Source organism: Dehalobacter restrictus DSM 9455, from assembly GCF_000512895.1.
Lineage (GTDB): Bacteria > Bacillota > Desulfitobacteriia > Desulfitobacteriales > Syntrophobotulaceae > Dehalobacter > Dehalobacter restrictus.
Genome location: NZ_CP007033.1, coordinates 2888775 through 2903220, shown reverse-complemented (window position 1 = coordinate 2903220; position 14446 = coordinate 2888775). Strand labels below are relative to the sequence as shown.

Here is a 14446-nt window from a genome sequence, read left to right as displayed (position 1 = left end):
AATACTAAATGAGTCCGTTATTCTATTTCATCTGCTGTTTGGCATAGGCGATCATTTTTTTGACCATCTGGCCGCCGATCGGGCCTCCTTCCAGACCATTCTGTCTGGCAGTAACATCGCCTTTATAGTGATCGTTATTTTCCCTTACAAAATCAAGATGGCCGATTTCAGCCGCAGCCTCCATTTTTAGATTCTGCAGCAGCTTTTTTTTGCTTTCATTTGTTTTGCTCATTTTTTTTCACCTCCATCAATATTATTAACACTTTTGAAAAAAATCTTCATTGTAAATAATCCAATATCAGAGAGATTTAACCTTCAAGTTTTTGATTGCAAATGTTTGGAGCAAACATAGTGACTGGAGTTGGAGAAAACATGCTGCAGATCAAAGTTCTAGCGGTAGGGAAAATCAAAGAAAAATATTTAAAAGAAGGGCTGAAGGAATACGCCAAGCGTCTTGGCGCGTACATCCGGCTTGAGATGATTGAAGTTGAGGACGAACCATGCCCCGAAAGGGCATCAGCTGCCGACGAAGCAAGAGTAAAACAGAAAGAAGCTGAAAAGGTTCTTAAATTAATTTCACCTCAGGATTATGTGGTTTTGCTGGATCTTCTGGGAAAGGAACTTTCTTCACCCGAACTTGCCGTTTTGTTTGATGAAAAAGGGCTTTCAGGCCAGAGCCGGATCACTTTTGTGATTGGCGGATCTCTTGGTACGGCAGATGAAATCCGAAAACGCGCCGATTACCGGTGGTCGTTCTCGAAGCTTACCTTTCCGCACCAGATGATCAGGCTTATCCTGCTGGAGCAGATTTACCGGGCGTGCAAGATCAGCAAAGGGGAACCCTACCACAAATAGAATTGATGGAGGTAAAGATACTTCAATTAATATGTTCAAGGCTAAAGTAAAAATAATATTGATTCCTTGTCGAAAGAGCGATATAATGAATCAGGATTAAAACTGAATAGGCAGAACAGGTGTTGAATGAAGCTGATAAGCGTACCATTCAATGAATAAGGAAAGTCGGGTAGAAGCCCGCGCGGTCACGCCGCTGTGAAAGTGGAGTTCTTCAGGTATACCACTGGGAAACTGGGAAGGTCTGAAGATCGATGATGCTTAAGCCAGAAGACCTACCTGTTTTAGTGTCTCACCATATACTCTACGAGTGATAGAGAGGGGGATGTTATGTGCAAGACTACCGAGGAAAACTTCCTAGCATATGAGCCTCTCGACGTAAGATGTTGAGAGGTTTTTTGTTTCATATCTTATATAGGAGAGTTTGACGATGATAAATAAAAAGATTTGGATAATGGGTCTCGTACTTATGTTTATGTTCTTGCCCCAGCAGACATATGCCATGCATATCATGGAGGGCTTCCTTCCTGCGGGTTGGTGTATTACCTGGGGTGCTTTGGCAATACCTTTTGTTCTGGCAGGTTTTTTTTCTATCAGAAGAACTGTTGGAGAGCATCCCAAAACATTAATGCTTTTGGCGATGGCAGGCGCCTTTGCTTTTGTTTTGTCTTCCCTGAAGATTCCTTCCGTTACAGGAAGCAGTTCGCATCCTACGGGGGTTGGCTTTGGCGCTATCTTGTTCGGACCAACCGCAATGGCCGTAATTGGCCTGATCATACTGCTGTTTCAGGCTGTTTTACTGGCTCATGGCGGATTGACAACATTGGGAGCAAATACTTTTTCGATGGGCATTGTGGGGCCGCTGGTGGCTTTTGCTACATACAAAATTGTGAAGAAAGCAAATGGACCGCAGTGGCTTGCCGTGTTTCTCGCTGCCGCACTTGGGGATTTATTAACTTACGTCACGACATCGGTGCAGCTTGCACTGGCGTTTCCTGCTGGAACAGGCGGCGCTATGGCATCACTTACCAAGTTTTTAGGTATTTTTGCCTTAACGCAAGTACCATTGGCGATCAGTGAAGGTATTTTGACAGTGCTAATATTTAAGGCGATTTCATCCTATGCCGGGGATGAGCTTAAAGACTTAAAAATACTTTCAAAGGGGGTCTGAAAATGTCTGTAGAAACGATGAAACCGAAGAATAAAAATCGGGTTATCATCACAAATATTATTTTAATTACGATTGTCATAGCGCTTGCTGTTGTACCCCTCATTGTGCAAAAAAATGCGGAATTTGCTGGAGCTGACAGCCAAGCTGAACAAGCTATAACAGAACTTAACGGGAATTACCAGCCCTGGTTCTCACCGATTTGGGAGCCGCCCAGCGGAGAAATTGAAAGCTTGTTGTTTGCGCTTCAGGCAGCTGTCGGAGCAGGTGTTTTGGGCTACGGGTTAGGTTATCTGCGGGGTCGTAAGAAAAAGGAAGAACCGGTAAACAATGATTTACATCGATAAATACGCTTATTTATCCAAGCTTAAACAAACAAATCCATTGCAAAAGCTAGTCTTAGCCGTTTCGGTTTTGGGGGTCTGTCTCTGGGCTGATTCCGTTGCGGTGTCAATCTTGACGCTCCTGATCATGGGGTGGTATACCGTTTGCAAAGGTGGTACCCCTGTTGGAATTTTTATTAGACTGATGCTTGTCCCGCTTTCCTTTTTAGTGATCGGCGTTTTAACCATTGCGGTCAATGTTTCAGGGGACAAAGATGTTTTTGTATTCTCTGTATATGCATTTGGCATGTATATCGGGGTGTCGCAGTCCGGTATTCTAAGTGCGGCAAATCTGTTTTTTAAAGCGCTTGGCGCGGTTTCCTGTCTGTATTATTTATCGCTGAGTACACCAATGGTAGACCTGTTGGCAGTTCTTCGGAAGCTTAAAGTTCCAAGACTGATGGTTGAATTGATGGGACTGATCTACCGGTTTATTTTTGTATTTTTGGAAATGGCAGACACCATGTTTACGGCACAGAATTCCCGCTTGGGCTATGCGGGGCTTTCTTCCGGATACCGTTCATTGGCGGCTCTGGCTTCGTCACTTTTTATCCGGTCTTATCAGAGGGCGGATGAACTGTATATTGCGCTTGAAGCCAGGGGATATGACGGTGAGCTCAGTGTGATCCATGAGCAGGCGGAGACTCATTGGACAGAATATATTCCGATTGTGCTGATTAACCTATTCCTGATTGCAGTTGCGCTGTTTTCCAAACAATTGACAGGAGGCTTGCTATAATGGCCGAAAATGGCTTGATTGAAAATGTGGAGGCTAAAAATATCTTGGAAGTCAGAAATCTCCACTACATCTACAGTGATGGAACCCAGGCCTTAAAGGCCCTGTCACTCGGGATTAAACAGGGGAAAACGACGGCAGTCCTCGGAAGCAACGGTGCTGGAAAATCAACGTTGCTGCTTTCCTTTAACGGCATCAATAAGCCTTCAGGCGGCGAAGTTCTATTCAAGGGCCTGCCGCTGGATTATTCAGTAAAAGGTCTCAAACAGCTTCGAAAATCTGTTGGCATTGTTTTTCAGGATCCGGACAAGCAGTTGTTTTCAGCCAGTGTCTATCAGGATATCTCCTTCGGCGCGATGAATCTAAAGCTGCCTGAGGAGGAAGTCCGCAGAAGGGTGGATCTAGCCATGAAGAGAACCGGGATATCCCACCTGAAAGACAAGCCCACACACAGCCTCAGTTTTGGCCAGAAAAAACGTGCAGCCATTGCCGGCGTTCTGGTGATGGAGCCGGAAGTGCTTATTCTGGATGAACCGACCGCAGGGCTTGACCCACTCGGAGTCAGTGAGCTAATGAAGCTGCTCAGAAAACTGCAAATTGAGCTGAATTTGTCCGTCGTGATCTCAACGCACGACATCGATATCGTACCACTTTACTGTGATTATGCGTATGTCGTCGATGACGGCAGGCTTGTAATGGAAGGTACGCCTCAGGAAGTGTTTTCGCATCCGGAGGAAATCAGAAGGATTAATCTCAGACTCCCAAGAATTGGGCATCTTATGGAGATTTTGCATGATAAAGACGGCTTTGAATTTGCCCAGCCTGCCAATACCATATCTGAGGCCAGAAAAGCTTTAATTAACTGGAAAGATACAAACTGATTGAAGGAATATAAAAATAATGAATCATGACATCCACCATCTAAACGATGAACAAAACAGTCCACAAAACAATCCACAAAACAATCAATCCGGTGAACTCTTTGTCATCAAACAGAATAAGAGGCTGAGATGCGGCTTTACTACGGGATCCTGTGCGGCTGCTGCTGCCAAGGCTGGGGCGGTAATGCTGCTCTCAGGAGACCTGTGTACAGAAATAGCCATTGCGACACCGAAGGGAATACCGGTTGCGATGCAGGTGCTGGAAGTTCGGAGAGACAGGGACCAGGTGACGTGTGCTGTAAAAAAGGACAGCGGCGATGACCCAGATGTGACCAACGGCATCCTTATTTTTGCGACGGTCGCCAGAGCGAACCATAATAATATTCAGGTCGATGGCGGCCAGGGCGTCGGCAGAATCACTAAGCCCGGGCTTGCCTGTCCTATAGGAGAACCGGCCATCAATCCTGTTCCCAGAAGCATGATTATGGCGGAGGTGGCGAAAGTCTGTGCCGAGTACGGTTATGAGGGAGGCCTGGAAATTACGATATCAGTTCCGGAAGGGGAGGCCATTGCCAGAAAAACCTTTAACCCGCGGCTGGGCATTGTTGGCGGAATCTCTATTCTGGGAACAATAGGGATTGTCGAGCCGATGAGCGAAAAGGCCCTGATCGATACGATTCGACTGGAGATGAATCAGCAGAAAGAAAAGGGCTGCAGAGATCTGCTGGTCTGCCCTGGAAATTACGGTGAAACTTTTGTCCGCAGTACGCTGGGGCTGGAGAGTTCTCTGATCCACTGCAGCAATTATATCGGTGAAATGCTGGATTTTACTGTGGAATTAGGCTTTGACGGCCTGCTGCTGATCGGACATGCCGGAAAATTGGTCAAGCTGGCAGCGGGCATTATGAATACCCACTCCCGCTATGCGGACTGCCGCATGGAAGTTATCGCCGTACATGCTGCCTTACACGGCGCAGGGAAGGAGACAGTCAAAGAAATTATGGCTAGCCTGACAGCGCCGCAGGCCGTTACGGTATTAGACCGGCACGGGCTTAGAAGCCAGGTATTTGAGTCCATCATGTTAAAAATTGATGAATATGTGAATTACCGCCTGCAGAATAAGGTGAAAGCCGGTGTGATCCTGTATTCCAATGAACAGGGTATCCTGGGCAAAACACCGCAGGCGGATGAAATAGTCAATAAAATAAAAAGGATGAAGCCATCATGAAAGCAGCATTATACGGAATAGGCGTAGGTCCGGGAGACTTTGAACTGATGACCTTAAAGGCCGTCCGGATCATCAGCGAGACAGAGCTTATTGCTGTTCCGCGCACGGATGAAAAAGAAATGACCGCCTGGAATATTGCCAAGCAGGCTGTGGACCTCTCCACAAAAGAAATACTGGAACTTTACATGCCGATGACACGGGATGCCCAAATGCTGGAGCAAAGCCATCAGGAAGCAGCTGAACAGATCATTGACCAGCTCAAACAAAACAAATCTGTGGCTTTTCTTACGCTGGGGGATCCATCGATCTATTCCACATATATTTATCTGCATAACCGGGTTTTGGAAGCAGGCTATGATGCCCGGCTGATTCCGGGGGTCCCGTCCTTCTGTGCTGTAGCAGCAAGACTCAATGTGCCTCTCTGCGAGGGTGCCCAGCCGCTGCACATTATCCCCGCATCCTATGAAGGATCCTTTGATTACCTGGACTGGGGCGGAACCAAGGTGCTGATGAAATCAGGAAAGGAATTTGGCAAGGTTAAGGAAGAGCTTATCAGCAAAGATCTGGTTAAGCATACCCAGATGGTGGAATGCTGCGGGATGCCGTCAGAGAGAGTTATAAAAGATATCAGTGCAGCCGAGGGGAAAGCAAGCTATTTTTCCACGATCATTGTGAAAGAAAAGGAGATTGTCAGATGATTTATTTTATTGGGGCCGGTCCGGGCGCGGTAGATTTAATCACGGTTCGCGGAAAGACGCTTTTGGAACAGGCCGATGTTGTGATTTATGCAGGCTCGCTGGTCAACCCGGAGCTATTGAATGTTACGAAGAAGGAATGCACCGTTTACGACAGTGCCGGGATGACACTGGAAGAGGTGCTTGCTGTGATGGTTCCTGCCACCCGGGCAGGTAAACTGGTCGTGCGTCTGCATACCGGCGATCCAAGCATTTACGGGGCGATCCGTGAGCAGATGGATCTGCTTGATGCCGAGGGCCTGTATTACGAAGTCGTACCTGGAGTCAGCTCGTTTTTCGGAGCTGCTGCCTCCTTGAAGAAGGAGTATACATTGCCGGATATCAGCCAAACTGTAATTATTACCCGCATGGAAGGAAGAACCCCGGTACCGCCTAAGGAAGACATTGCTCTCCTGGCGTCGCATCAGGCGACCATGGCAATTTTCTTAAGTACAGGGATGCTGGAAAACTTAAGTACCAAGCTTATGGAAGGCGGTTACGCCGCTGACACTCCGGCAGCGATTGTTTATAAGGCAACCTGGCCGGATGAGAAGCAGTTCCGCTGTACGGTAGGGACATTGGCGAGAACAGCTAAAGAGAACCATATTACCAAAACGGCCTTGATTCTAGTGGGCAGATTTTTGGGAAACGACTTCGAAAGATCTAAACTTTACGATCCGGCATTTACGCATGAATTCCGGGAAGGAAACGATCCACTGCCTTCTTGGACCGAGGATTTGAAATGAAGATAAGCATCCTGGCTTTTACCGCCAATGGAGTCGCTCTCAGCCTGAAAATAAAAGAGCTGTTGGATGCTCAAGGTAATCATACCGCCTGCTATCAGCCGGAAAAACTTACCGGGGCCGTCAATACAGCCGGCATGGCAGAGCCCATTGCCCCGGATTTAAAGGTGTTCACAGGCAGACAGTTTGCAGAAAAAGATGCGCTAATTTTTGTTGGGGCCTGCGGGATTGCCGTCAGGGCAATCGCCTCCTTTGTTCAGGACAAGACGAAAGATCCGGCCGTTTTATGTATTGACGAAAAGGGACGGTTCGTTATACCGCTCCTCTCCGGCCACATCGGCGGCGCCAACATGCTGGCGGACAGGATATCCGAAGCGCTAAACGCAATCCCTGTGATAACGACTGCAACGGATATAAACAGGCTTTTTTCGGTCGATGAATGGGCAGCTTTCCATGACGCCTGGATTTCGGATCTGAAAGCAGCGAAAGAAATTTCGGCACGACTATTGGCAGAAAAGCCGGTCGGGTTTTATAGCGAGCTGGACATAGAAGGAGAGATGCCGCGTTTATTGGAGAAGAATGAAAACAACATGGATATTGGCATTTGTGTTTCTCTGAATGACAGATTAGAACCCTATCCCATAACGCTGAATATCGTTCCCCGGACGGTGTATCTCGGAATTGGCTGCCGAAGGGGTACGCCGCTGCAGCGTATTGAGGATCTTGTCCTTGAGCAGTTGAGCAGGAACAGCATCAGCTTTCAGGCCATTGCGGGTATTGCCAGTATTGACCTCAAAACAAAAGAACAGGGGCTGCTTGATTTTGCCGCAAAAAATAATCTGCCACTGCATTTTTTTAGTTCAGATGAACTTCTTTCCGTACCAGGCAAGTATACAGAATCGGAATTTGTAAGTAGTATTACCGGTGTCGGCAATGTCTGTGAGCGGGCTGCCTTAATGGTAAGCGCAGGCGGAGGGCTGATTAGCCGAAAAGTATCCGGGAATGGTGTAACAATAGCTCTTGCTCAGAAGGAATGGAGGGTTAGCTTTGAATATTAGAATGATCGGGATCGATCATGAAAAAGCATCATTAAAGGAACGCGAAATGTTTGCCTTTACACCGATTCAAAGCAGACAGGCCATGGAGGCTGCTGTAAATAATTATGGTGTGGAAGGCGCTGTAATTATATCCACCTGCAACCGTACGGAGCTATGGGTCAGCGAAAATGAAGGATCTCTAGTTAATTTGAAAGAAATTCTCTACGGTCTGAAGCGAATTGAGAAGGAAGACAGGGATAAATATGAGCGCTTATTTGTTATTCGGCAGTCCCGTGAGGCCTTTGTTCACCTCTTTCAAACTGCCTGCGGATTGAAGTCTCAGATTTGGGGAGAAAGCCAAATTTTGTCCCAAATTAAAAAAGCCATTGAAGAGGCCAGAGAGACAGGTACTGCTGACCTTTATCTGGAAAAACTTTTTCAGATGGCCATAACCTCAGCGAAGAAGGTAAAAACACAGATTCAGCTGACGACGACGGATGTATCGGTAGCAACGAAAGCTCTGGAGCGGATCCAGGAAGTCTTTCCTGACTTGGGGGAAAAGCGGTGTCTGGTCATTGGCAACGGCGAAATGGGAAAGATTGTCGCCGCGCAGCTTGCAGACTGCGGGGCGGAGGTTTTGATCACCTTGAGGCAGCGTAAACACGGGGCTTATTTATTGCCGAAACAATGTACGGGCGTGGATTACGAAAAACGCCACACGGTGATAGCCGACATGGATGTGGTGGTAAGCGTGACGTCCAGCCCACATTATACGATTAAAGCTGATGCCTTAATTCCAGCCCTGGCGCAGAATCACAGGCCAAGAATCTTTTGTGATCTGGCAGTACCGAGGGATATCGAACCGAAGGTCGGGGATATGGAAAATATTACGTTACTGGATATGGACAATCTGGGTCTCGGGAAGGCAGAGCTCAGAAACCAGAACGCTTTAGCAGCGGCTTATGAAATTATTGATGAACATATCGACAAATTTATAGAATCATTTGAAATCCGCAGTTATCTGCCGCTCCTGCAAAGCATATCCAATTCAACATCGGAAAGGATATGCCGGAATTTGCAAAAAGATCTTGCGTACCTGAATTTAAGCGACCAAGACAAAGCATCCTTTGAAAACAGGTTGGCGCAAGTGGCAGAAAAGGCAGTAAGTTCGGTGCTATTTGGGTTTAGGGACAGTATTGACCGGGATCTGTGGGATGAATGTTTTACAAATTTAGAGAAAGTAGTTAGGTAAGAAGGGCAATGAAAATATATGTCGTAGGATTAGGGCCAGGCGGACCGGAACAAATGACAAACCGTGCACAGGAAGCACTTAGAAAAAGTGATATTTTAGTCGGGTATACGCTTTATATCGATTTAATCAAGGATCAGTTCCCGGATAAAAAGTTTATTGCTACGCCGATGAAGAAAGAGGTAGATCGCTGCAGGACCGCGGTTGAAAAGGCGCTGGAAGGCGCAACGGTTGCTGTGGTCTCGAGCGGGGATGCCGGAGTTTATGGCATGGCGGGAATCGTACTGGAGCTTGCAGAGCCGTATCCTTTCCTTGAGGTCGAAGTGATACCAGGAATCACAGCGGCCTGCAGCGGCAGCCCAGGGAGACTTTGTCATTGTACTATACAACCCATCGAGTATCAAAAGGCACGATTATTTGAAAAAGGCTTGCGATATTGTGATGCGCCATCAGGATGCTGACCTGCCGGCGGGCATTGTCCGCAGCATTGGCAGAGAGGGCGAGAATTATGAAATTGTCTCCAGCCTGACTGAATTGAGAGAAAAGAAAGTTGATATGTTTACGACTGTCATCATCGGGAATTCACAGACAAGGGTAATCAACAACAAACTGGTGACACCGAGAGGATATAAGAAATGATGAAAATGCCGGTATTTTGGATCATTGCCGGGACAACTGAAGGCAGGGAGCTGATTGATGAGCTGCGGCGAAGTAATGCAAAAGTGTATGTTTCAGTGGCCACGGATTATGGCAGGGAGCTGATCGAACCGTATCAAAATCTTCACATCCAAGCGCGACGTTTGGACCGGGAAGAAATGATCGCCTTCATTCGGGAGGTTCAGCCGGACTGTGTCATTGATACAACACATCCTTACGCCCGAATTGTCACGGACAATATCTGCGAAGCTTGCCGCGAAACCGCAACGGACTATATCCGTCTGCAAAGGGAACCGGGCAGATTGGTCTCGAATAATCCGTCATTTAACGCAAATATATTGGAAAACATGATTTATGCGGACAACAGCGAGGATGCGGTACGGGTATTAAATGATAAGACCGGGAACATCTTTCTGAGCTGCGGAAGCAAGGAGATTGAAACGTTTACCGGAATCAAGGACTATCAGGAGCGGGTATTTGCCAGGGTCCTTCCGATGCAGGATGTAATGGAGAAGTGTGAAAAGCTGGGCTTTAAGAAGTCTAATATAAGCTATATGCAGGGCCCATTTTCCAAAGAGCTGAACATTGCCATGCTGAAAGCATCCCAAGCAAGATTTCTGGTGACAAAAGACTCCGGAGAGACCGGAGGATTCCAGGAAAAAATTGAAGCAGCGCGCGAGCTGGGAATTACAGTGATTCTAATCAGGCGGCCGGAACAACTGGAGATATTGAAACGTTCGGGTAAAATAGATGAGAAAGAAGATGCGCAACAGCATACGTTTTACAACAAGGAACAGATTTTGCAGAAGCTTGCCAGGGACTATTCTCTGGAACAGCGTCCGAATCAGCCTTGGTTTCCGCTTTTTGTTTCTCTTCAGAATAAAAAGATTGTTGTCTTCGGGGGCGGAAAGATTGCGGCAAGAAGAATCAGAACATTACTGCCGTTTGATGCCAACATTACCGTGATTACGCCTGAACTTGTCCCGGAGCTTAAACAAGAATTGGCAGGTAATGAAAAAGTCACTTTGCTCTGTCGCAAGTATCAGGAAGGGGACTGTAATGGGGCTGACCTGGTTCTGGCAGTAACCAATGAAACACAAGTAAACCGTCAAATTGCCGAAGAATGCACCCGGTATGGAATCCCTGTCAGTGTCGCAGATCGTAAGGAGCTATGTACGTTCTATTTCCCGGCAGTGGTCAGGAAGGGAAATATGGTGATTGGACTCACGGCCAGCGGGGAAGACCATGCGAAGGTCAAGAAGACGGCAGAAAAGCTGAGGCTATACATGAATGAACGCATGGAATTGTAATCACAAAAGGAAACAAAAAACAGTTATTAACTTTTGACTAAAACGGAAATAGAGGTAGCCGAATGGGAAAAAGAAAAATAATCATCGGTAGCCGGGAAAGCAGGCTGGCGGTGATCCAGTCGCAAATTGTTATGGAACAAATCAGGAAAAATCATCCGGAACTGGAACTGGAACTTATTACTATGAAGACCACAGGGGACATAATCTTGGAACAGACGCTGGACAAAATTGGCGGAAAAGGTCTTTTTGTGAAAGAACTGGACAGGGCGCTCTGTCAAGGTGTAATTGATATCGCTGTTCACAGTTTAAAGGATATGCCGGCAGAAATACCGGAGGACCTGCCGATTACGGCATTTTCTAAAAGAGAAGATCCTCGGGACGTACTGGTTCTGCCGCAGGGGACAGGATCTATAGAAAATCTAGACAAAGAAAAGGCTGTTGGCTGTTCCAGCGCACGCCGAACAATCCAGTTTTTAGATCTGTATCCCGGTTTAGATGTCAAGCCTGTGCGGGGCAACGTACTTACCCGGCTCAAAAAGCTGGACGAGGGTGAATTCAGTTCTCTGCTGCTGGCTTTCGCAGGACTTAAGCGGCTGTCACTGGAAAACCGTATCAGTAGGGTGTTTTCCACTGAGGAAATGATCCCCTCTGCCGGACAGGGAATCCTGGCGATTCAGGGCAGAAAAGGCGAGGATCTCAACTTTTTGGCGTGTATCAACGACAAAGATGCTCAGACGGCAGCCCTGGCTGAAAGAGCCTTTATTCAAAAACTTGACGGCGGGTGCAGTTCACCTGCTGCGGCATTTGCCGAAGTGCATGGTACAGAAGTCAGGATCACCGGCCTCTATGTCGATGTTGAAACCGGTGAAAAGGCCAAAGGCAGCATGACCGGCGACCGCAGGGATGCGGCGGGAATAGGATACAGGTTGGCAACGAGACTATTTGCGGAGGTAAGATAAATGGAGCAAAAGAGAACAGGGAAAGTTTGGCTGGTTGGGGCAGGCCCGTCTGATGCAGGACTGCTCACCGTAAAAGGGCTGCGTGTTCTTCAGAATGCAGAGGTTGTCATCTACGACAAGCTCGTAGGTATTGAAATCCTTAATTTAATCCCTAAAGACGCAAAAAAAATAGATGTCGGCAAGCTGCCGACCTATCATCGTATTCCGCAGGACGAGATCAACCGGATTCTGTTGGAAGAAGCCCTGGAAGGCAGGACAGTCGTTCGTCTGAAGGGCGGAGATCCGTTTATGTTCGGACGTGGCGGAGAGGAATTGGAACTGCTTCATGAACATCAGGTTCCGTTCGAGGTAGTACCGGGGGTAACATCGGCCATCGCGGTTCCTGCTTATGCAGGAATTCCGGTAACCCACAGGGACTTTTGTTCTTCCCTGCATATCATTACAGGACATACAAAAGAGGGCGAGACTCCGAATATTGATTTTCAGGCTGCTGTAAACATGAAAGGAACATTGGTATTCCTGATGGGAGTATCGGCGATCGAAAGTATTTCCGAAGGGCTGCTGGATGCTGGAATGGCTTCGGATATGCCGGCGGCGGTTATCGAAAGAGGGACGACAGCAAGACAGCGCAAGCTTCTGACAACAGTCGGCAACCTGCCAGGTGACGCTGCAAAGGCGGAAATCCGCAACCCATCTGTTATCGTAATCGGCCAGGTCTGTTCCTTGTCCGAGAACTTCGAATGGGCAGGGGAGCGTCCGCTTGCAGGTAAACGTGTCGTGGTAACACGTCCGGAAAAGCTTAATTCCGTCCTTAGTCAGAAGGTGCGAGATCTTGGCGGGGAAGCTTTGGAATTCCCATGTATCCAAACCAGACCAATAAGCGACAATAAAGCATTTAATGCTGCACTGGAGCGGATCAAAGAATATAACTGGCTTGTTTTTTCCAGCGCGGCCGGCGTAGAGGTTCTCTTTGACAGAATGCTCGAAACGGGGAGAGACATCCGCGACCTGTACGGGATTAAGATCGCGGTTATCGGAGCCGGAACGGCCAAGGTGTTTACCCAGCGCGGCATTCGCATTGAGTATATGCCAGAAAGCTATAACGTCGCCAGCCTTGCCAGCGGCCTCGTCAACGTTCTGGCACCTGGAGAAAAAGTGTTGGTCTTACGGGCCAGGGAAGGATCGGAAGATCTAAACCGCATTTTTGATCAAGCTGCAATCTGCTATGAAGATATTCCGGTTTATGACACGTTCTATGAATCAGATAGCAACATTTTTGCGAAAGAAGCGATCTTATCTTATGATTTTGATTATGCTGCATTTACAAGTGCTTCGACAGTAGGCGGATTTGTCAATGCCCTGCCGCAGCTTAATTTTGAAAAAGTAACGGCAGTTTGTATCGGTGAAGAAACAGCCAAAGCCGCCCGAAGCCATGGGATGAAGTGTGTTGTTGCCGAAAAGGCAACATTGGATAGTATGATCGAGGCGATTGCTCAGGAATAAGGAGGAATCTATAGAAGTGATCAGACCTAGAAGACTTAGAAAAGACAACGTTACCCGGGAGTTGGTACGTGAAACTCGTCTTTCTAAAAGTGCCCTGATCTACCCGATATTTATCAAGGAAGGCAGTGGAATTGAAGAAAATATCGCAGTGATGGACGGCCAGAAGCGCTACAGCCCGGACCGGGTTGAACATGCGGTGGAAACCGTCATCAAGGCTGGTATCGGCAGTGTTCTGCTTTTCGGGGTACCGGAGCACAGTCGCAAGGATGAGACCGGAAGTGAGGCCTATAACGAAAACGGTGCCCTGCAGCAGGCTGTTCGGAAAATCAAGTCGAGCTTTCCACAGATTAATGTCATTACAGATGTATGCCTTTGCGAATATACCAGTCACGGACATTGCGGCCTATTAAAAGGCAAGGAAGTGGATAATGACGGTACTCTGTCAATACTGGCCAAAGTGGCAGTATCCCATGCCCAGGCCGGTGCAGATATGGTAGCGCCATCCGATATGATGGATGGACGGGTACAAGCCATCCGCGAAGCGTTGGACCAACACCATTTTACGACCCTACCGATTATGTCCTATTCGGCCAAGTATGCATCCTCCTTCTATGGACCTTTTCGGGAGGCAGCCGGATGTGCACCGTCTTTCGGAGACCGGAAAACTTATCAAATGGATTATCATAATCTGCGGGAAGCCGTCCGGGAATCAGAACTTGATGTGCTGGAAGGGGCGGACATTTTGATGGTCAAACCGGCTCTGGCTTACCTGGATGTGATTGCCAAGCTCAAAGAGACGTTTGACCTTCCCCTGGCTGCTTACAGTGTCAGCGGAGAGTACAGCATGATCAAGACTGCAGCGAAGGCCGGAATGATTGATGAAGCCGCGATGATCTGCGAAACAACCGTGAGTTTTTTCCGGGCAGGAACCGATATGCTGATCACATATTTTGCACCGGAGATTGCGGCGTATATCAGTGAAGGAAGAATCGGTTAAGATTTTACA

Annotated in this window: 15 protein-coding genes, 1 pseudogene and 1 riboswitch; of the genes and pseudogenes, 15 read left to right on the top strand and 1 reads right to left on the bottom strand. The window is 47.6% G+C overall.

Translation table 11 applies throughout. The annotated features are described in order from the left end of the window. Positions 1-22: 22 nt before the first annotated feature. Positions 23-232: an alpha/beta-type small acid-soluble spore protein gene (locus DEHRE_RS13850; protein ID WP_020491935.1), complete on the bottom strand. Its 210-nt coding sequence runs from the start codon at positions 230-232 to the stop codon at positions 23-25. Between the two features lie 143 nt (positions 233-375). Between DEHRE_RS13850 and rlmH the strand changes: the two genes are divergently transcribed. The 15 genes and pseudogenes from rlmH (at position 376) to hemB (ending at position 14437) form a co-directional block, all read left to right on the top strand. Further along, entirely contained in the window at positions 376-855 is a 480-nt protein-coding gene (gene rlmH, locus DEHRE_RS13845; protein WP_199269268.1) for a 23S rRNA (pseudouridine(1915)-N(3))-methyltransferase RlmH, read from the top strand. 100 nt (positions 856-955) lie between these two features. Beyond that, positions 956-1149, top strand: a riboswitch (cobalamin riboswitch). Between the two features lie 133 nt (positions 1150-1282). Further along, positions 1283-2023, top strand: coding sequence for an energy-coupling factor ABC transporter permease (locus tag DEHRE_RS13840; RefSeq protein ID WP_025206232.1), 741 nt, complete (start codon positions 1283-1285; stop codon positions 2021-2023). A gap of 2 nt (positions 2024-2025) precedes the next feature. Beyond that, positions 2026-2367 carry an energy-coupling factor ABC transporter substrate-binding protein gene (locus DEHRE_RS13835; RefSeq protein ID WP_025206231.1) on the top strand — a complete coding sequence of 114 codons (342 nt, stop codon included), beginning with the start codon at positions 2026-2028 and terminating at the stop codon, positions 2365-2367. After that, on the top strand, positions 2351-3142 hold the full coding sequence (gene cbiQ, locus DEHRE_RS13830; RefSeq protein ID WP_025206230.1) for a cobalt ECF transporter T component CbiQ: 792 nt from the start codon (positions 2351-2353) through the stop codon (positions 3140-3142). Before DEHRE_RS13835 ends, cbiQ begins: the two co-directional genes overlap by 17 nt. Next, positions 3142-4020, top strand: a complete 879-nt coding sequence (locus DEHRE_RS13825) for an ATP-binding cassette domain-containing protein (RefSeq protein WP_038603431.1) — start codon at positions 3142-3144, stop codon at positions 4018-4020. Before cbiQ ends, DEHRE_RS13825 begins: the two co-directional genes overlap by 1 nt. Positions 4021-4039: 19 nt before the next feature. Further along, on the top strand, positions 4040-5248 hold the full coding sequence (gene cbiD, locus DEHRE_RS13820; RefSeq protein ID WP_025206228.1) for a cobalt-precorrin-5B (C(1))-methyltransferase CbiD: 1209 nt from the start codon (positions 4040-4042) through the stop codon (positions 5246-5248). Then, a complete protein-coding gene (gene cobI / locus DEHRE_RS13815) occupies positions 5245-5946 on the top strand; it encodes a precorrin-2 C(20)-methyltransferase (RefSeq protein ID WP_025206227.1) in 702 nt (233 codons plus the stop codon). Before cbiD ends, cobI begins: the two co-directional genes overlap by 4 nt. Then, a complete protein-coding gene (gene cobM, locus DEHRE_RS13810; protein WP_020491943.1) occupies positions 5943-6728 on the top strand; it encodes a precorrin-4 C(11)-methyltransferase in 786 nt (261 codons plus the stop codon). The genes cobI and cobM overlap by 4 nt, the downstream gene beginning before the upstream one ends. Continuing rightward, positions 6725-7783: a cobalt-precorrin 5A hydrolase gene (locus DEHRE_RS13805; RefSeq protein WP_019225042.1), complete on the top strand. Its 1059-nt coding sequence runs from the start codon at positions 6725-6727 to the stop codon at positions 7781-7783. The genes cobM and DEHRE_RS13805 overlap by 4 nt, the downstream gene beginning before the upstream one ends. Then, positions 7773-9014, top strand: coding sequence for a glutamyl-tRNA reductase (gene hemA, locus DEHRE_RS13800; RefSeq protein ID WP_019225041.1), 1242 nt, complete (start codon positions 7773-7775; stop codon positions 9012-9014). The genes DEHRE_RS13805 and hemA overlap by 11 nt, the downstream gene beginning before the upstream one ends. A gap of 8 nt (positions 9015-9022) precedes the next feature. Continuing rightward, a pseudogene (locus DEHRE_RS13795) lies at positions 9023-9650 on the top strand (precorrin-3B C(17)-methyltransferase). After that, positions 9647-10978, top strand: coding sequence for a precorrin-6A reductase (gene cobK, locus DEHRE_RS13790; RefSeq protein WP_019225039.1), 1332 nt, complete (start codon positions 9647-9649; stop codon positions 10976-10978). Before DEHRE_RS13795 ends, cobK begins: the two are co-directional and overlap by 4 nt. Before the next feature lie 62 nt (positions 10979-11040). After that, on the top strand, positions 11041-11937 hold the full coding sequence (hemC, locus tag DEHRE_RS13785) for a hydroxymethylbilane synthase (RefSeq protein WP_019225038.1): 897 nt from the start codon (positions 11041-11043) through the stop codon (positions 11935-11937). Then, entirely contained in the window at positions 11938-13440 is a 1503-nt protein-coding gene (cobA, locus tag DEHRE_RS13780) for a uroporphyrinogen-III C-methyltransferase (protein ID WP_019225037.1), read from the top strand. It abuts the gene before it with no gap. Between the two features lie 10 nt (positions 13441-13450). Continuing rightward, a complete protein-coding gene (gene hemB / locus DEHRE_RS13775; RefSeq protein ID WP_025206226.1) occupies positions 13451-14437 on the top strand; it encodes a porphobilinogen synthase in 987 nt (328 codons plus the stop codon). Positions 14438-14446: the final 9 nt, after the last annotated feature.